Annotated in this window: 15 protein-coding genes; 13 read left to right on the forward strand and 2 right to left on the reverse strand. The window is 59.8% G+C overall.

Going from position 1 to position 17,896, the window contains the following annotated elements:
* The first annotated feature begins 12 nt into the window (after window positions 1–12).
* Window positions 13–1,593 carry a glycosyltransferase family 39 protein gene (locus AC5SEM_RS26805; RefSeq protein ID WP_495471631.1) on the forward strand — a complete coding sequence of 527 codons (1,581 nt, stop codon included), beginning with the start codon at window positions 13–15 and terminating at the stop codon, window positions 1,591–1,593.
* Between the two features lie 5 nt (window positions 1,594–1,598).
* On the opposite strand, the gene AC5SEM_RS26810 is transcribed toward AC5SEM_RS26805, so the two are convergent.
* Complete coding sequence (locus AC5SEM_RS26810; RefSeq protein ID WP_077570069.1) at window positions 1,599–2,357, reverse strand: slipin family protein; 759 nt, start codon at window positions 2,355–2,357, stop codon at window positions 1,599–1,601.
* A 2-nt stretch (window positions 2,358–2,359) separates the two neighbouring features.
* Complete coding sequence (locus AC5SEM_RS26815; RefSeq protein ID WP_110720832.1) at window positions 2,360–2,911, reverse strand: NfeD family protein; 552 nt, start codon at window positions 2,909–2,911, stop codon at window positions 2,360–2,362.
* Window positions 2,912–3,064: 153 nt separating this feature from the next.
* Between AC5SEM_RS26815 and AC5SEM_RS26820 the strand changes: the two genes are divergently transcribed.
* The 12 genes from AC5SEM_RS26820 (at window position 3,065) to pgaB (ending at window position 17,895) form a co-directional block, all read left to right on the forward strand.
* A complete protein-coding gene (locus AC5SEM_RS26820; RefSeq protein ID WP_038367331.1) occupies window positions 3,065–3,526 on the forward strand; it encodes an aminoacyl-tRNA deacylase in 462 nt (153 codons plus the stop codon).
* Between the two features lie 128 nt (window positions 3,527–3,654).
* Window positions 3,655–3,900, forward strand: coding sequence for a DUF2789 domain-containing protein (locus tag AC5SEM_RS26825; RefSeq protein ID WP_150708653.1), 246 nt, complete (start codon window positions 3,655–3,657; stop codon window positions 3,898–3,900).
* 86 nt (window positions 3,901–3,986) lie between these two features.
* On the forward strand, window positions 3,987–5,477 hold the full coding sequence (locus tag AC5SEM_RS26830) for a Fic family protein (RefSeq protein ID WP_495471632.1): 1,491 nt from the start codon (window positions 3,987–3,989) through the stop codon (window positions 5,475–5,477).
* Window positions 5,478–5,594: 117 nt separating this feature from the next.
* On the forward strand, window positions 5,595–6,023 hold the full coding sequence (locus AC5SEM_RS26835) for a MarR family winged helix-turn-helix transcriptional regulator (RefSeq protein ID WP_038367319.1): 429 nt from the start codon (window positions 5,595–5,597) through the stop codon (window positions 6,021–6,023).
* Window positions 6,020–8,083, forward strand: coding sequence for an FUSC family protein (locus AC5SEM_RS26840; RefSeq protein ID WP_212620649.1), 2,064 nt, complete (start codon window positions 6,020–6,022; stop codon window positions 8,081–8,083). Before AC5SEM_RS26835 ends, AC5SEM_RS26840 begins: the two co-directional genes overlap by 4 nt.
* On the forward strand, window positions 8,080–8,289 hold the full coding sequence (locus tag AC5SEM_RS26845; RefSeq protein ID WP_007917703.1) for a DUF1656 domain-containing protein: 210 nt from the start codon (window positions 8,080–8,082) through the stop codon (window positions 8,287–8,289). The genes AC5SEM_RS26840 and AC5SEM_RS26845 overlap by 4 nt, the downstream gene beginning before the upstream one ends.
* Window positions 8,286–9,188: an efflux RND transporter periplasmic adaptor subunit gene (locus AC5SEM_RS26850; RefSeq protein ID WP_137219072.1), complete on the forward strand. Its 903-nt coding sequence runs from the start codon at window positions 8,286–8,288 to the stop codon at window positions 9,186–9,188. Before AC5SEM_RS26845 ends, AC5SEM_RS26850 begins: the two co-directional genes overlap by 4 nt.
* Window positions 9,185–10,627 (forward strand): efflux transporter outer membrane subunit, encoded by a 1,443-nt coding sequence (locus AC5SEM_RS26855; RefSeq protein ID WP_495471633.1) that lies wholly within the window; start codon window positions 9,185–9,187, stop codon window positions 10,625–10,627. Before AC5SEM_RS26850 ends, AC5SEM_RS26855 begins: the two co-directional genes overlap by 4 nt.
* 93 nt (window positions 10,628–10,720) lie before the next feature.
* Window positions 10,721–11,356, forward strand: coding sequence for an NADH:ubiquinone oxidoreductase subunit N (locus AC5SEM_RS26860; protein ID WP_495471634.1), 636 nt, complete (start codon window positions 10,721–10,723; stop codon window positions 11,354–11,356).
* A gap of 292 nt (window positions 11,357–11,648) precedes the next feature.
* Window positions 11,649–13,154 carry a YdgA family protein gene (locus AC5SEM_RS26865; protein WP_495471635.1) on the forward strand — a complete coding sequence of 502 codons (1,506 nt, stop codon included), beginning with the start codon at window positions 11,649–11,651 and terminating at the stop codon, window positions 13,152–13,154.
* A 250-nt stretch (window positions 13,155–13,404) separates the two neighbouring features.
* Window positions 13,405–15,885, forward strand: coding sequence for a poly-beta-1,6 N-acetyl-D-glucosamine export porin PgaA (gene pgaA, locus AC5SEM_RS26870; protein WP_495471636.1), 2,481 nt, complete (start codon window positions 13,405–13,407; stop codon window positions 15,883–15,885).
* Window positions 15,886–15,897: 12 nt separating this feature from the next.
* A complete protein-coding gene (gene pgaB, locus AC5SEM_RS26875; protein WP_137219069.1) occupies window positions 15,898–17,895 on the forward strand; it encodes a poly-beta-1,6-N-acetyl-D-glucosamine N-deacetylase PgaB in 1,998 nt (665 codons plus the stop codon).
* Window position 17,896: the final 1 nt, after the last annotated feature.

A 17,896-nucleotide genomic window follows, 5' to 3' on the forward strand; every position in this document is an offset into this window, starting at 1 on the left:
CAAGAGGAAGCGATGGCGGTCAACAGAGTCACGCCAATGGGCGACACGCAAGACCCGTTTGCCGCGCCCGGTTCCTGGTTCGGCAGTCTGCGTTGGGTGCGCTGGGTAAAAGATCACTGGCTGTGGCCAATTCTGGTGCTGGCCGCGTTCGTGCGTTTTTATGATCTGACGGCGGCAGCGATCTGGGGCGATGAAGGCTCCAGCCTGCTGCTGGCGCGCTACTCACTGAGTGAAATCTGGCAGCACGCTGCATTTGATGTGCATCCGCCGCTGTACTTCATGCTGCTGCATGGCTGGGTCGTTATGTTCGGGGACGGCATTCTCGCGGTCCGCACTCTCAGTGCGCTGGCCGGCATTGCGGCGGTTGGGCTGGGCGTGTGGCTGGTGGATCGCCTGGCCACTCGCCGCGCCGCGTTCATCGCCGGATTGTTGCTCGCACTGCTACCGACGGCGGTGCGCTACAGCCAGGAAGTGCGCATGTACGCGCTGCTCGGTGCGCTGCTGATTGCCGCAAGCCTGGCGCTGGTCTACTGGATCCGGCACCCGCGACGTCAGCGCTATCTGGTGTATTACGTGCTGCTGATGAGTGCAGCGTTCTACACCCATTATTTCGCCGTGCTGGCCGCACTGTGTCACTGGGTTTATCTGCTCGGCATTCGCGTGCAGCGCGGTTATCGCTTCCGGCATATCCAGCGCGCGGACTGGTGGTTGGCGAATCTGGCAATCGGCGTGCTGTATCTGCCCTGGTTGCCAAAACTGCTCGACTTGATGCAGCACATGCAACAACTCGAAGTCGGCGGCGATGTCGGTTGGGAGCCAGCGGTGACGCTGGGTTCGTTGCCGTCGATGATCTGGTCATGGCTGATTCAGGACGATGGCGAGAGTCTGCCGCTGCTGGTCTTTGGCGCGCTGCCGTTGGCACTGCTGGTGCTGGCAGTTGTGGCCGTCATACGCGATCGCAGTGTGTCGCGCGGCAGCATTCTGCTGGCGCTGTACACCGGTCTGCCGCTGTTGCTGGTGTTCGCGGTGTCGTTCATCACGCCGGTATTCATTGAGCGATATCTGACGGCATTCGCCCTCGGTTTACCGATGCTGGCGGCGTTGGCCATTGATCGTTTGTATAGCCGCGTTCGCATGCTTGCTTTGGCGGTGCTGGTAGCGCTGGTCGGCGTGGAACTGGTCGGTGTGAGCAACAACGCCACGGTCGACAGTCATGATCAACTCGACACGGTCGTGAAGTACGTCAACCAGCATTTCCTTCCCGGTGACCGCATCGTCACCAGCGACATGCTCTGGTATCTGAGCTACGTCTACTACGATCGCAGCGGGGCGCAGGTGCGCCTCTTCACGCCACCTAAAGCCGATGGCCAATCGACGCGGCCAAATGAGTACGGGTTCGGCACGCTGGTGACGAGTGATGTCTATCTGAACAGCCTGACGGAGCTGTCAGCCGGAGGCCGGGTCTGGCTGGTCGGAACCGTCGACGAGCCACAAGAGTTCTCAGCGCTACCCGCAACCTGGCAGGCCAGCGCTGAAGTCCATGCGGGCGGGATGCAAGCACGCTTGTTCGTGCCCAAACCTGCGGGTGAATAGGCGGGTCAGGATTTCCCCGACAAATCCGCCATGCCCTTGAGCAATTCAATCGGCAGCGGAAAGACAATCGTCGAACTCTTGTCCCCGGCAATCGAACTCAAGGTTTGCATATAGCGCAACTGCATTGCCCCAGGCTGGCGACCGAGCATTTCCGCTGCCTGCATGAGTTTTTCCGAGGCTTGCAGTTCGCCTTCGGCGTGAATCACCTTGGCCCGACGTTCGCGCTCGGCTTCCGCCTGTTTGGCGATGGCGCGGACCATCGATTCGTTGAGATCGACATGCTTGATCTCGACGTTGGCAACCTTGATCCCCCAGGCATCGGTTTGCGCGTCGAGTACCTGCTGGATGTCGATGTTCAACTGCTCGCGTTCGGCCAGCAGCTCATCCAGTTCATGTTTGCCGAGCACCGCACGCAGGGTGGTTTGCGCCAGTTGGCTGGTGGCGGAAAGATAATCCTCGACCTGAATAATCGCCTTCTGCGGATCGAGCACGCGGAAATACAGCACGGCGTTGACCTTGACCGAGACGTTGTCGCGGGTGATCACATCCTGCGGCGGAACATCGAGCACCACCGTGCGCAGGTCGACCCGAACCATTTGCTGGACCACCGGGATCAGCAGGATCAGGCCGGGGCCTTTGACCTGCCAAAAACGGCCGAGCTGAAACACCACGCCGCGCTCGTATTCACGCAGGATGCGGAACGTCGAACCGGCGAGGACAATCACCAATAGCAGCAGCGCAACAAAACCGATTTGCAGACCCATGATCACTCTCCGAGCGGTGCCGCGTCAGTCGCGGCCACTTGCAGCAACAATCCCTTGCGCGCCACCACGCGTACCGGTTGCCCGGTGTGCAGCGGCGTGGCGCTGAGCACTTGCCAGCGTTCACCTTGCAGTTGCACCCAGCCATTACGGGCATCGCCCGGTTGCACCGTGGTGATCGCGGTCACGCTGCCGAGCAGGCCGGCGTCGCCACTGACCGCATGGCGCGGGCGGGTTTTCAGGGCGCGGATCAGCAGCGCGAGCAACAGCAGGGCGCTGATCAGACCGAGGCCGATCATCATCGGCACCGGCAACTCGGCGTTGCTCAGAATCAGCGCACCGATGACGAACATGATGATGCCGCCCAGCCCGATCACTCCGTAATTGGGCAGTGCAGCTTCAGCGATCAGGAAGACGATGCCCAAGGTAATCAGCCACAAACCGGCCGGACTCATCGGCGGCAACGGGGTGTCGGCAGCCAAGGCTGAGCCGCTGATCAGCAGGAGCAAGGCAAGCGCACAACATCGGCTGTTCACGTGACCCTCCGCGAGCGTCATGTCTGGTTCTTACAGTCTAGTTGAGGGTTGCAGTGGTTGAATTTTGATCAGTGTGAGGATGTGTCCAGTGGGCGGATTTACCGGCGTCAGCACGCCGCCGAACTAGACTCAAAGACACGGCAACCACCGTTCAGCGCAACACCGAGGTGCATCATGCGTATGGCAAGAAAGGTGCAGAGCAGCTTGAACCGGGCGCACTGCGAATACGACATCGTCGCTCATCGTCACTCGTCCAGCAGCCTGGAAACCGCGCGGGTCGCCGGAGTGCCCGCCGAGCGCGTGGCCAAATCGATCATCCTCGACGACCACCACGGGCATTACCTGATGGCCGTGCTGCCGGCCAGCCGTCACCTGGATTTGAGCAAAGTGCGCAACAGCGGCGAATGGCAACTGACCCGCGAAAGCAATCTGGCGCACATCTTCGACGACTGTGAACGCGGCGCGGTGCCGCCGCTGGGTGGCTCCTATGGCCTGGACATGGTCATCGACCCATTGTTGACGCGGCAGAAGGATATTTACCTGGAGGCGGGCAACCACAACTATCTGCTGCACATGAGCATGCCCGAGTTTCTGAAAATGGTGCCGCATGCCGAGGTGCGGGAGTTGAGTGATTAGGTGTTGCGGCGCTGGCACTGACGCCTTCGCGAGCAGGCTCGCTCCCACAGGTTGATCGCATTCCCCTGTGGGAGCGAGCCTGATCGCGAATAATCTTCCAAACACCCCATTTTTGAAGGAGTTGATCAATGGAAAGCCCAACACACAACCTCCCATCCCTGTTCAAACAACTCGGCCTCCCCGACGAACCGGTCGACATCGACAAATTCATCGCCACCCATTCCCCGCTCAAACCCGACCTGCATTTGGCTGATGCGTTTTTCTGGACGAAGAGCCAAGCGGAGTTTTTGCGTGACGAGATTCTGGATGACGCCGACTGGGCGGAGGTGGTGGATCAGTTGGATGTGTTGTTGCGTAAGGGCAGAAGTGTGTAAAAAAAATTGTAGGAAAAGGCTGAAATGTAAAAAAAACATGCGAGATGTAAAAAAAACTGGGCTTTAATCGTCGCAGTGAATTTTTTATGTGGACGATGACGATGCCAACTGTTGGATATGCCCACCTGCGTGATGCGCTGAAGCTTAATGCATTTGCCCCCAAGCGCATTGCGATGATCAAACCGGTTACCCGGATTACCTTGATCGGTGAGTGTCTAGCGGTTCCAAGCGGCGTCGCGCCGGCACAGGGTTCGACACTTGAGCACATCTTGTTTGCTCTGAAGCATGAGGGAATAAACCTGTGCATTCTTGCTCAGGCGCTTGAAACCGTTGAAGCGGACGAGTTGCTAGGTGAGTTGAGCCGATCACCTAACGGGGTATTTATCCGCAAAGCCTGTTTTCTTTGGGAAAGTTTCACGGGCAAACAGCTGGAATATTCCGTACCGGTTCGGGGCAACGTTGTCGCTTTGTTTGATCCCAAGCGTTATGTCACCGGGCCTGCAATTCGAAATAGTCGTTGGCGGGTAGATTTTAACGGGTTGGGGTCAATGCGTTACTGCGCCACAGTCGAGCGTACGACGGAGCTGCAGGCGCTGCTTGATCTGGACATCCTTGGTCGAGCCCAGGCTTTTATGGCGACGTTGCCGCCGGAAATGATGGATCGGGCAATCAATTGGGCCTATCTGCATGAGACCCGCGATTCTTTTGCTATTGAGAAAGAAGAGCCCAACGAAGAAAAGTCGCGCCGTTTTGTTCGGCTTCTCCGCCAAGCCCATGAGCGAACAGAGTTGAGCGAAGACTATTTGGTCGAGTTGCAGAACAGTACGGTTTCCAATCCTTTCGATAAAGCTGTGCTTTTCCGTCATGAACAGAACCATTTACACAACGGCTTGAGAGGCGCAGCTGGCGTCAGCTATGTCCCGCCTCCACCGCAATTGTGCAGGGAGTTGATGGACGAGTTGATGAGTTTTGCCAATCACTCAGCCAAGCAGGTTGATCCGTTGATAGCTGCAGCGGTTGTGGCTTTCGGGTTTGTCTTTCTTCACCCGTTCATGGATGGCAATGGTCGACTTTCACGTTTCCTGATTCACCAGACGCTTTGCCACTCTGGCGCTCTAAAAAATGGTTTGTTGTTACCGGTTTCCGTAGCGATGAAACACGAAGAGTCTGGCTATCTCGAAGCGTTAAAGGAGTTCTCGAAACCAGCAAGAGAGTTCTGGAATGTCACTTGGCTGGACGCTGATCAGATGGCTTTCGATTTTATTGGGCACGACTCGATCTATCGATTCTGGGACGGGACTCAATGTGCAGAATTTACCTTGCAGATGGCCTTGCGAGCATTGGAAGTGGAGCTGCGCGAGGAGACCGAGTTTCTTGAAAAATACGACTACGTCATCAAAGAGGTGAATGGGCGTTTTGACGTACGGGGGAGCGACCTCTCGAAACTGGTAATGATGTGTCTGGACAACGGTGACAAAGTTTCAAAGCATCGACGTAAGCAGTTCCAGTTCAGCGTGCCGGAGGAGGTTTTCGATTTCATTGAGCAGATTGCGGGTGATTTCGATTCGGTAGGCTAACCCTGAACAGGCAATTTGTTTCAAAACTTGACTGAAATTCCCCTCCAATGCGATATTGATAGTTAGCAAACTAACAGTGTGCATTTCCCCGTGCCGAACGAACTCGACGCTCTCCAGATGAACATCAGCAGTGCCATGGTGGTTGCCGCCAGGCATTGGCGGAAGATCTGCCAGACCACGCTGGTCAACTACGGAATCTCCGAAGCCTGCGCCGTGCCGCTGTTGATGATCGGCCGCTTGGGCGAGGGCGTGCGCCAGGTGCAAGTGGCGCAGGCGGCCGGGATGGAGAGTCCGTCGCTGGTGCGTCTGCTCGATCAGTTGTGCCATTCCGGCTACGTCTGCCGCACCGAAGATGCCCAGGATCGCCGCGCCAAATGCCTGAGCCTGACCGACACCGGGCGTGAACTGGTGCAGGCTGTCGAGATCGAACTGGTGCGCTTGCGTCATGAGGTGCTCGAAGGCATCGAGCAAAGCGATCTGGAAGCTACGCTTCGGGTACTCAGAGCTTTTGAGGCGGCCAACCCGCCATGGGTGGTTAATTCTTGAACGGTTTTTTCTCCGGCATTCCGCCGGCCCGCGACTGGTTCTACGGGGTGCGGACTTTTGCAGCGTCGATGATTGCGCTATACATCGCCTTGCTCATGCAAATGCCGCGTCCGTATTGGGCGATGGCCACGGTGTATATCGTTTCCAGCCCGTTTCTTGGACCGACCAGTTCCAAGGCGTTGTACCGTGCCATCGGTACTTTTCTCGGTGCCGCAGCGGCGGTTTTTTTCGTGCCGATGTTTGTTCAGAGCCCGTATGTGCTGGTGGTGGTCATCGCGCTGTGGACGGGGATTTTGTTGTTCCTGTCCCTGCAACTGCGCACGGCCAACAACTATGCATTGATGCTCGCCGGTTACACCCTGCCGCTGATTGCCTTGCCGGTGGTGGATAACCCGCTGGCGGTGTGGGACGTGGCGGAAGCGCGGACCGAAGAGATTTTCCTCGGCATCGCTGTCGCCGCCGTGGTTGGTGCGATGTTCTGGCCGCGTCGCTTGGCGCCAGTGTTCAACGACGCGGTGAGCAAGTGGTTCGCCGACGCGACGACCTACAGCCTGAAATTCCTCAGCCGCGATGTGCAGCCCGAAGAAGTCACTGCGCTGCGCATGGCCATGGTTGCCAACTTCAACAGCCTCGAATTGATGATCGGCCAGTTGCCCCACGAAGGCGCGCGACCGCAAACCGTGCGCAACACCAAGGAATTGCGCGGGCGCATGATTCATCTGTTGCCGGTGATCGATGCGCTGGAAGATTCGCTCTACGCCCTCGAACGGCGCACGCCGGAACTGGTGGAAAAATTCGCACCGCTGCTGGCCGCGACCCGCGAATGGCTCGCTCATCAGGACGCCGATCTCGATCGCTGGCAAGCCCTGAAAGATCAGCTCGAAGCCCAGCAGCCGAGCATCGAGGCACTTGAGGATCGCAGGCAGTTGCTGTTCTCAAATTCGATTTATCGCCTCGGCGAATTCATCGATCTGTGGCAAGACTGCCGCAGTTTGCAGGACGCGATTCTTTGCGAACGCCAGGACAGCTGGCGCGCGGTTTATCGCCACTGGCGCCTGGGTCGGCTCACCCCGTTTATCGATCGTGGGCTGATGCTCTACTCGGCGGCCTCGACCGTTCTGGCGATCATCACTGCCTCGGTGCTGTGGATTCTGCTCGGCTGGCCGGACGGCGGCAGCGCGGTGATTCTCGCCGCGGTGGCCTGTAGCTTCTTCGCCTCGATGGACGACCCGGCACCGCAGATTTACCGGTTCTTTTTCTGGACCGGCATGTCGGTTTTGTTCGCCAGCCTTTATCTGTTTCTGATACTGCCCAACCTGCATGACTTCCCGATGCTGGTGCTGGCGTTTTCCATTCCGTTCATCTGCGTCGGCACGTTGACGGTGCAGCCGCGGTTCTTCCTCGGCATGCTGCTGACGCTGGTCAACACCTCCTCATTCATCAGTATTCAGGGGGCTTACGACGCGGACTTTTTTGCCTTCGTGAACTCCAACCTCGCGGGTCCGTTAGGGCTGTTGTTCGCGTTTATCTGGACGCTGGTTGCACGCCCTTTCGGTGCCGAACTGGCGGCCAAACGCCTGACGCGTTTCAGCTGGAAAGACATCGTCGACATGACCGAGCCGGCCAACCTTGCCGAACACCGCAAATTGGGCGTGCAGTTGCTCGATCGACTGATGCAGCACCTGCCGCGTCTGGCCCTGACCGGCCAGGACACCGGCATTGCCATGCGCGAAGTGCGTGTGGGCCTGAACCTGCTCGATTTGCTCGCCTATACCCCACGGGTGACCGGCGCGCCGAACGCGCTGTTGCAGCAAGTGGTCAGTGAAGTCGGCGAGTATTTCCGCGCTTGCCTCAAGGCTGGCGAACGCTTGCCGGCGCCAGCGCCGTTGCTGATGACCCTCGATCGCACTCGTCGCGCACTCAATGGCCACGGCGACGATGAAACCCGTCTGAACCTGTTGCATGCCTTGAGCGGTTTGCGTCTGGCGTTGTTGCCCGGCGTCGAATTCGTCTCCAGTGCCGACTCCGAAGAACCGCTGCCCGATGGAGCGCCCCTATGATCGGTGATCTGGACATCAGCGGCATTTTCCTGCCGACCCTGCTGGTGTTGATGGGCATCACTTATGTGCTGTTTTTGCTGGTGCATGCCGTGCTTACGCGCGTGCACTTTTACCGTCTGGTCTGGCACCGGGCATTGTTCAACGTGGCCCTCTACGCGGTACTGCTGTACGGCGTGGACTCACTCAGTCGATACCTGATGACATGAAAAAACCGTTTTTGACCATCGGTCGCGTGGTACTGACCCTGCTGATCGTGACTTTTGCCGTTGTTCTCGTCTGGCGCATGGTGATGTATTACATGTTTGCGCCGTGGACCCGTGACGGCCACATTCGCGCCGACATCATCCAGATCGCTCCGGACGTTTCCGGGTTGATCCAACAGGTTGAAGTGAAAGACAACCAGTTGATCAAGCGTGGCCAGGTGCTGTTCAGCATCGACCAGGATCGCTTCAAACTGGCCCTGCGTCAGGCCAAAGCGGCTGTCGCCGATCGCGAAGAAACCCTCGCCCAGGCCCAGCGCGAAGCCAAACGTAACCGTGGCCTCGGCAACCTCGTACCGGCTGAGCAATTGGAAGAAAGCCAGTCGAAGGTCGCTCGCGCGCAATCGGCACTGGCCGAAGCCATGGTCACCGTGGACAGCGCTCAGCTCAACCTCGACCGCTCAGTGATTCGCAGCCCGGTGGACGGTTACGTCAACGACCGCGCGCCGCGTCCACAGGAATTCGTTACCGCCGGGCGTCCGGTGCTGTCGGTGGTCGACAGTAATTCGTTTCACATTGACGGCTATTTCGAAGAGACCAAACTCGACGGCATTCATGTTGGCCAGTCGGTGGATATTCGTGTAATCGGCGACCGCGCCAAACTGCGTGGGCATGTCGAAAGCATCGTCGCTGGTATCGAAGACCGTGACCGTACCAGCGGCAGCAACCTGTTGCCGAACGTCAACCCGGCGTTCAGCTGGGTGCGGCTGGCGCAGCGGATTCCGGTGCGGATTGCCTTTGACGATGTGCCGGAAGACTTCCGCATGATCGCCGGGCGCACTGCCACGGTATCCATTATCGATGACGCAAAAATCGACGATAAAAAGCAGGAGCCCGCGCAATGAGCAGGGCGCTGATGATCGCCGGGTTGGGCGTGATGCTCTCGGCCTGTCAGATGGTCGGGCCGGACTATCACGTGCCTGAGGATGCGGCGGTGCAGCGCAAGGATTTTCAGGGTGAACTGGCCGTGGCCGGCAAACCTGTAGTTTCGGCGCCGGTGCCGGCGGACTGGTGGCGGCTGTATAAAGATGCGCGGCTGGATCAACTGGTGCAGCAGGCCATGGCCTCCAACACCGATTTGCGCGTCGCGGCGGCGAACCTGCAACGGGCTCGCGCTCAGGTCGATGAGGCCGAAGCCGCGGGCGGCTGGAGCGCAGGTGTGAAGATGGGCGCGCAGCGTTTGCAAGAGTCTGGTCAGGCATTCTTGCTGCCGGAAAAAGTCCCGGTCGATAACGTCGGCGACATCGGCATCAGCGCTTCTTATCAGTTCGATCTGTGGGGCACCTTGCAGCGTGGCATCGAAGGCGCAAAGGCCAATGCCGACGCGACCCAGGCCGCGGCAGACACGGCGCGGATCACCTTGGTGGCGGATGTTGTTCGCGCTTACACCCAAGTCTGCGCGGCCAACGAAGAACGGGAGATCGCCCAGCACTCTCTCGACCTGCAATCGCAAAGCACCACGCTGATCCAGCGACTGCGCGACGCCGGTCGTGGTGACGAAACCCAGGTCACCCGTTCGCAAACCCAGTTCAAATCCCTGCGCGCCGACTTGCCGCGTTATGAGGCCGCGCGTCAGGCCGGGCTGTTCCGTTTGTCGATGTTGTTGGCGAAACCGGTTGATCAGTTGCCCGCCGGCACCGCGACCTGCGCCGAGTTGCCGAAAATCGCCCAGTTGGTGCCGGTAGGCGATGGCGCTGCGCTGCTCAAACGTCGCCCGGACATTCGCCAGGCCGAACGTCGTCTGGCCTCTTCGACCGCCGGGATCGGCGTCGCCACGGGCGAGTTGTATCCGGACATCAGTATCGGCGCGACCATCGGCACTGTTGGTCTCATCGATGACCTGGGTGATCCGTCGACCAACCGCTGGGGCTTTGGCCCATCGCTGAGCTGGAAAGTGCCGACCAACGGCGCCCGTGCGCGTATCCGCGAGGCTGAAGCCAGCACCCAAGGCGCACTGGCGCACTTCGACGGCGTGGTGCTCAACGCCATTCGCGAAACCCAGACCGGTCTGGCCCAGTACAGCGCGCTGTTGCAACGCCGCGATGCGCTGGCCGATGCCGAGCAGTCGGCGAAACTGGCCGCCGACCAGACTCACCGCTTCTTCCAGGCCGGCCGCGAGTCGTTCCTCGCTGACCTGCAAGCAACGCGCACCTACACCGACGTCACCGCGCAATTGGCCGCCGCCAACACCCAGGTTGCGATGAGCCAGATCGATTTGTTCCTCGCCTTGGGCGGTGGTTGGGAAAGCGGACGAACGAACGCTGCAAGCCCCGGCAAACCCTGAGGCCGTTGCTATGCTTTGAAGTGTTGAAGGGGCGCCCCGTGCAAAGCGCCCCTTCAGCGCACATTGCTAGCGCTGGTCTAGGGGAAACCAATAATGAAAAACCCTTACGCTCTCGGCTTCTGGTGCGCCTTGGTAGCGTTGTTGCTGCTCTCGGCCACTTATTTCTACGGCATCATGCTGGCTCACCAGATCGACAAGGCCATGGTCTTCCTCGACAGCGCCGTCGCGCTGATCGCGGTCATGGCAATCGTCGTCGTGGCGTGGGCGTCGATCCAGGTGCAGCGTGTCAAGAAACGGCAACTTGAACAGGGCAAGACTCTGGTGCTGATCTGGGACACCAAAGTCGCTCTGCGCCGGGTCGAAACCGTGTTCGACCGGTATTTCTGGGGCAGTTACTGGCAGCCGGGGCGAACCTTCGCCGAAGTCATGGGCGAACTCACCGGCACGCCGTTGGAAAAGAGCCTCGAAGCGCTGAAAAAGCAGTGCCTGGAACTCGACAAGCAGATTGATGGCGAGGGCTGGCACTGGCTCAACAATGCCCGCGAATTATCCGATGTCGCCACAGCGATGGCCCGTGAACGCTATCAACTGGATTTCTGCGATCCGCGCGCCGACGGGGCGGGCGGGGCGGTGATCGATCGGGACTTCGAAGTGCTGGTGTACACCTGGACCGCGCGGCTGAAAAGCTTTGATCATCAACTGGATGAGATTGAGGTTCAGTATTCCTGATTTTCTGCTGAATCATCTGGCCCCTTCGCGAGCAGGCTCGCTCCCACAGGTACAGCGTTGTCCTTGTGGGAGCGAGCCTGCTCGCGAAGGCGGACTGAAAAACAGCGAAACTCTTCCAGCCTAGCGACTGTCCACTCTCCCCATAGACACTCTTTAACCTTTAAACATTGGGCCACCTTGCGCGCCCGGTGCTAATCTCCACCGCTGAATTCAGCGGAGTCGAGCCGCGACCCGGTCACGGGTTCAGGGAAGACGACGACACTCACAGCCACGGAAATCGATCAGGTCATTCATGAATAAATCAGCAGGCGTGCTTCTCGGAATTGTTGTTGCCATCGGCGCGATCAGCGCAGGCGGGGCCTGGTACACCGGGACCAAGATCGAAGGCGTGCTCAACAACGCCGTCAGCAACGCCAACCAAGAGCTGCAAACCGCGATGGCCGGCTCCAACGGCACTGCATCGCTGGAGCTGGTGTCGCTGGAGCGCCACACCTTCACCAGCACCGCGCACTACCGCCTCAAAGGTGAAGGCGAGATGTTCGGCGATGCACCGGTCGAACTGCTGTTCGTTGATCACATCGAACATGGCCCGCTGCCGTTCTCGCGTCTGGTTTCGCTGAAATGGCTGCCGGTCATGGCCACCAGCAACTATGAGCTGGAAAAGAATCCGGCCACCGAAAAATGGTTCGCCGCCACCAAGGGCGCCGCGCCGCTCAAAGGCGTGACCAGCATCGGCTACGACGAATCCACCACCAGCACCCTCGATCTGCTGCCGTTCGAAACTGCACTGGATGAGCAGTCGAGTCTGAAGTTTTCCGGCCTGACCATGAACATTTCTGCCAACGCCAAAGCGCAGAAGGTCAAGGCGGACGGCTACATGGACAACCTGAAACTGGTCACCGTTGCTGAAGATCAGGCTCCGGTGCAGGTCGAACTCAACGGTCTGACCCTGGCCAGCAACCTCGCCAAGAGCAGCTACGGCTACTACACCGGGGAAAACACCCTGGTGCTGACCAACAGCAAAACCACCTTCGGCACCAAGCAATCGGTGCTTGGCGTGAAGAACTTCGAAATGAAGAACCTCACCGAAGAAAACGGCAGCAATGCCTCGGGCCGTGCGGACTATAAGGTTGGCGAAGTCAGCCTCAACGACAAGAAAATCGGTTCGGCGAACATGGCCATGAGCCTGAAGAACCTCGATATCCCTTCGACCATGTCGCTGATGCAGGTCTACCAGACCAAATTGCAGCCGTACGAAAAAGCCGCCGCCGAAGCCGCAGCCCAAGGCTTGCCAGCGCCGGAGCTGAACCTCACCGAAGCGGAAAACGCCCAGGTCAAAGCCGACCTGCAAAAACTGCTGGCTGCCGGCCCGCAGTTTGCGTTGGAAAACCTCTCGTTCAACACCGCCAACGGCGAGAGCAAAGCCAATCTGGTGATCGACCTGACCAAGCCGCAATCGATGGACTTGCCGCCGGATCAACTGGGCAAACAACTGATCGCATTGCTGGATCTGAATATCCAGGTGTCCAAGCCGATGCTGGTCGATCTGCTCAGCGTGCAGGCACAGCTGGATGGTCAGACCGATGCCAAAGCCATCGTCGATCAATCCAAGGAAGCGGCCGACATGTTCGCCGGCATGGCCGTCGGTTCGCAGTTGGCAGTCGTCGACGGCAGCAACGTGGTGACCAAGCTGCATTACGCCGCCAATCAGGTCGAATTCAACGGCCAGAAGATGACCGTCGAGCAGTTCATCGGCTTCCTGATGAGCAAGTTCGCCGGCGTCACGCAAGTGCAGTAATTCTGCGTTCTTGATAGCAACGCCCGGCCTCTGTATCGCACAGACGCCGGGCGTTTTGCTGTCTGGCGTTCGGGTTTTCGGCTGAACCGCCAGCACGATTCTGAACAATTATTGTGTTCCGGAGATCGGTCTGCGCTTGCGTGCAAAACTGCCTGACTAAGCTTGGCCGTTGCATCTGCATTGGCGGCCACCGTTACGAAAGGGCAAGGAGGGCATTGCGACCCGGCTGGCCATGTAAGGATGCTGACGAATGCCGCGGATTGATGTTCCCGTATTACATCGTGGTTTACGCCCTTTGTTTCGAGTCGCGCTGTGCAGCCAATTGCTCTGGCCGGCGCTGGCGTTTGCCGATACACCCTACGATCAGATGGTGCGCGACGCCCGTGCCGGGCAAACCACGCCCGCACTGACGATCTTGCGTCAGGTGCCGCCCGGCCAGTCGACCACCGGGCAGATCAGCGATCACCTGCAGATCGCCAGTTGGGCCGGACTCGACGCCGAAGTGGTGCAGGTCTATGAAACCCAGGGCCGCGACCGCGTGCTGCCGGTGCAGGCGCTGACCGCCACTGCCCGTGCCTATCGCAACCTCAAGCGTTGGGATCAAGCCACGCAGGTCTACAACAAGGCCTTGGCGCTGGAACCGGATAACGCCGACCTGCAATTGGGCCTGGCCCTGACCCAGGCGGATGCCGGCAAACCCGACGAAGCGGTGATCCGCGCCAAAGCGCTGGTGGCGGCCAAACCTGATGATCCGTCGCGCCGTCTCGCCTTGGGCTACGCCCTGACCCGTGACAACAAACCTTACGATGCCCTGTTCGAATACGATCAGGCCTTCAAGCGCGCCGGCAGCAAGCCGGAAGTCGCTCGCGAATACGTGGTTGCTCTGCAAAAGGCGCGTTTGCCGGAACCGGCGCTGCGTCTGGCCAATCAGCGTCCGGGGTTGATCGATCCGGTCACGTTGCGTCGCCTCGAAGGTGATCTGGCCGCCGAGCGCGTGCGTCTCGCCGAACTCGCCACCCGCAGTGAAAAAGAACGCTACGTCATCGCCGACCGCGCACTGGCCGACTACGACAAACTGCTCGCCACCTGGACACCGGACGCCACGGCTCACGACGACGTGATTCGCTGGCGCATCGACCGCATGGGCGCGCTCAAGGCCCGGGCGCGCACCGCCGACGTCATCACTGAATACCAGAAGCTGCAAGCCGAAGGCGTGAAGATTCCGACTTACGCCCTGCGTTGGGTAGCGGCGTCGTATCTGGATCAACGTCAGCCGGAAATCGCCACGGACTTGTATCGTCAAGTGCTGGCGGCGCCGGATGCCGATGTCGGCGACCGACTCGTAGACACCACTGCGCTGTACTACTCGCTGCTGGAAAGCGACCGCGCTGATGAGGCGCGCAAAGTCGCCGAGGACGCCGCCAAGTCCCAGCGTCCGCGTGTCGAACTCAAAGGGCTGCCCATCGGCAACCCCAACGATGAATGGATGGACGCCCAGCAACTGGCTGCGCAGGCCGGCACTTACAGCGCTGACTTGCCCCACGGTGAGGAGCGTTTGCAGACCTTGGTCGATCAAGCGCCGGGTAACGTCGGTTTGCGTCTGGCTCAGGCCGATTTGTACCTGGCCCGCAACTGGCCGCGCCGCGCAGAAATGCAGCTCAAGGAAACCGAGAGCATGGTGCCACGCGCCATGGGCCTGGAAATTGGCCAGGCCCACACCGCGATGGAATTACAGGAATGGCGGCAAATGGATGCGCTGACCGACGACGTCGTCGCACGCTATCCGGATAACCGCCAGGTACAGCGTCTGGCCCGTGAGCGCGAAGTGCATGACATGTCCGAGCTGCGCGTCGAAGCCTACGGCGGCAAGGCCAATGGTGGCGGTAGCGGCGATGCCGGAGCCGTCAGTGGCAGCCGCGATTTTGGCATCCAGACCACCCTGTACAGCCCGCCGATCGATGAAGACTGGCGCGTGTTCGCCGGGGTCGGGTATGCCACCGGTGACTTCGCCGAAGGCACCGGGCACCACCGCTTTCAGCGTGTTGGCCTGGAACGCCGCACCCGCGACATGACCCTCGAAGCGGAAGTGTCCAATCACGATTACGGTTTCGGCGACAAACAAGGCGCGCGTCTGGCGATCGCTCGCGACATCAACGATCACTGGCAGTACGGCGGCAGCCTCGAATACCTCTCGGCCGAGACACCATTGCGCGCGCTCAACAGCGACATCAAAGCCAATGGCGGCAGCGGTTTCATTCGCTGGCGCGCCAACGAAAGCCGCGAGTGGCGCCTGTCGGTAAGCCCGTCGCACTTCAGCGACGGCAACAACCGCGTCGAAGCGTTGCTCACCGGTCGCGAGGGCGTCTACAGCGCGCCGAACGTGCAGGTCGACGCCGGTCTGGAAGTCGGCACCAGCCACAACTCCAAGTCTGATGATGTGCCGTACTTCAACCCCAAATCCGACTTCAGCGTGATGCCGCTGGTCAACGTCAATCACGTGCTCTACCACCGCTACGAAACGGCCTGGAGCCAACAATTCCAGGCTGGCGCGGGAACGTACAGCCAGCGTGAGCACGGCACCGGCGGCATGGCCCTGCTCGGTTACGGCCAGCGTTATGCCTGGAACGACGTGTTCGAGGTGGGCGGTTTGCTCAGTGTGATCAACCGGCCCTACGACGGTGATCGGGAGACCGATCTGCGTCTGCTCGTCGACCTCACTTTCCGCTTCTAGAAGAGTTTGAAGATGCCTTTGATTTCGCGTTTCATCCTTCTGCTGGGAGCGCTGCTGATCAGCGCCTGCGCCCAGCAAGCCCCGGCCTTCGCGCCGCCGTCCGAGCGTCCGCTGGCGGCCAGCGAAAAACCCTGGCCGAAAAATCACGTGCTCGGCATTGCCTATCACGACGTCGAAGACCGCGATCCTGATCAGGCCGTAGTTGCGGTGCGCACCGAGCGCATGATCGAGCAACTCGCGTGGCTACGCGAGAACGGCTACAAACCGGTCACCGTCGACCAGATCATGGCCGCGCGCAAGGGTGGTCCGGAGCTACCGGCGAAAGCAATCCTGCTCAGCTTCGACGACGGTTATTCGAGTTTCTACACCCGCGTACTGCCGGTGCTGCGCGCCTATAACTGGCATGCCTTGCTGGCGCCGGTCGGCAGCTGGATCGACACGCCACTCAATCAACCGGTGGATTTCGCCGGTGCTCCGCGTGCGCGTTCCGACTTTCTGACCTGGGATCAGATCCGCGAAATCTCACGCTCCGGGCTGGTGGAAATCGCGGCTCACACCGACGCCAATCACAAAGGTATTCTGGCCAACCCGCAGGGCAACCTGCAGCCTGCGGCGGCCACCCGGCGTTATGATCCAGTGACCAAGCGTTATGAATCCGAGGCTGATTTCCAGGCGCGGATCCGCACTGACGTGAACAACATCTCGGAAAAAATCCGCAAGGTCACCGGCAACAAACCACGCGTCTGGGTCTGGCCGTATGGCGCGGCGGACGGCACATCGCTGACGGTAGTCGGCGAGGCGGGCTACGAAATGGCCCTGACCCTCGAAGACGGTCTCGACGCCCTCGACAACCTGATGAGCAGCCCGCGCTTTCTCGTCGCTTCGGATCCTGACGGCGAGCGTTTCGCCAACAGTATCGTCGACGTGCAGTCGGATTTCGTCATGCGCGTTGTGCATGTTGATCTGGACAACGTTTACGACCCGGATCCGGCGCAGCAGGACATCAACCTCGGAAAACTGGTGCAGCGCATCGCTGACTTGGGCGCCAACACGGTGTTCCTGCAAGCCTTCGCCGATCCCAAGGGCGATGGCCTGGTGCATTCGCTGTACTTCCCCAACCGTCACTTGCCGGTGCGTGCGGATATTTTCAACCGCGTCGCCTGGCAACTGCGTACCCGCGCTAACGTGAAGGTCTTCGCGTGGATGCCGGTGCTGAGTTTTGGTCTCGACTCGAAACTGCCGCGCGTGACCCGTTGGGACCCGAAAACCGGCATCACCTCGGTGGATCCGGATCAGTACCAACGCTTGTCGCCGTTCGATCCTGAAGTGCGACGGATCATCGGTGAAATCTACGAAGACGTGGCGCGCCTGACCTCGGTCAACGGCATTCTTTACCACGACGACGCGGTACTGTCGGATTTCGAAGATGCCGGTCCTGAAGCCTTGAAAGCCTACGCTGCCCACGGTTTGCCGGGTTCGATTGGCGCATTGCGCGACGATCCGGCAGCGATGCAGCGCTGGACGCGCTTCAAGAGCCAATACCTCATCGACTTCACCAACGAGCTGACCGCCAAAGTCCGTGCGATTCGCGGTCCGCAAGTGCAGACCGCGCGCAACATCTTCGCCGAGCCGATGCTCAACCCCGAGAGCGAAGCATGGTACGCACAGAACCTCGATGACTTCCTCGTGACCTACGACTGGACGGCACCGATGGCCATGCCGCTGATGGAAAAACAGACCCAGGCAGAGTCCGGCCCGTGGCTGGAAGCGCTGGTGGCCACGGTCAAAAAGCGCCCCGGCGCGCTGGATCGCACGGTGTTCGAGCTGCAGGCACGCGACTGGACGAAAAAGGATCAGGCCGACATTGACGCTGCGGTGATTGCGGACTGGATGGGTCGCCTCAAGCGTCAGGGCGCGACCAGTTTCGGTTACTACCCGGACAACTTCCTCGACAACCTGCCGGACCTGAAAACCGTAAGGCCTGCACTCTCCAACAAATGGAATCCATAAC

The organism is Pseudomonas sp. CH61 (genome assembly GCF_059429415.1).

Bases quoted from the DNA above. Each gene is read 5' to 3' on its own strand.
- AC5SEM_RS26805 (WP_495471631.1), top strand. From the start codon at position 13: ATGGCGGTCAACAGAGTCACGCCAATGGGCGACACGCAAGACCCGTTT.
- AC5SEM_RS26810 (WP_077570069.1), bottom strand. From the start codon at position 2,357: ATGGGTCTGCAAATCGGTTTTGTTGCGCTGCTGCTATTGGTGATTGTC.
- AC5SEM_RS26815 (WP_110720832.1), bottom strand. From the start codon at position 2,911: ATGACGCTCGCGGAGGGTCACGTGAACAGCCGATGTTGTGCGCTTGCC.
- AC5SEM_RS26820 (WP_038367331.1), top strand. From the start codon at position 3,065: ATGCGTATGGCAAGAAAGGTGCAGAGCAGCTTGAACCGGGCGCACTGC.
- AC5SEM_RS26825 (WP_150708653.1), top strand. From the start codon at position 3,655: ATGGAAAGCCCAACACACAACCTCCCATCCCTGTTCAAACAACTCGGC.
- AC5SEM_RS26830 (WP_495471632.1), top strand. From the start codon at position 3,987: ATGTGGACGATGACGATGCCAACTGTTGGATATGCCCACCTGCGTGAT.
- AC5SEM_RS26835 (WP_038367319.1), top strand. From the start codon at position 5,595: ATGAACATCAGCAGTGCCATGGTGGTTGCCGCCAGGCATTGGCGGAAG.
- AC5SEM_RS26845 (WP_007917703.1), top strand. From the start codon at position 8,080: ATGATCGGTGATCTGGACATCAGCGGCATTTTCCTGCCGACCCTGCTG.
- AC5SEM_RS26850 (WP_137219072.1), top strand. From the start codon at position 8,286: ATGAAAAAACCGTTTTTGACCATCGGTCGCGTGGTACTGACCCTGCTG.
- AC5SEM_RS26855 (WP_495471633.1), top strand. From the start codon at position 9,185: ATGAGCAGGGCGCTGATGATCGCCGGGTTGGGCGTGATGCTCTCGGCC.
- AC5SEM_RS26860 (WP_495471634.1), top strand. From the start codon at position 10,721: ATGAAAAACCCTTACGCTCTCGGCTTCTGGTGCGCCTTGGTAGCGTTG.
- AC5SEM_RS26865 (WP_495471635.1), top strand. From the start codon at position 11,649: ATGAATAAATCAGCAGGCGTGCTTCTCGGAATTGTTGTTGCCATCGGC.
- pgaA (WP_495471636.1), top strand. From the start codon at position 13,405: ATGCCGCGGATTGATGTTCCCGTATTACATCGTGGTTTACGCCCTTTG.
- pgaB (WP_137219069.1), top strand. From the start codon at position 15,898: ATGCCTTTGATTTCGCGTTTCATCCTTCTGCTGGGAGCGCTGCTGATC.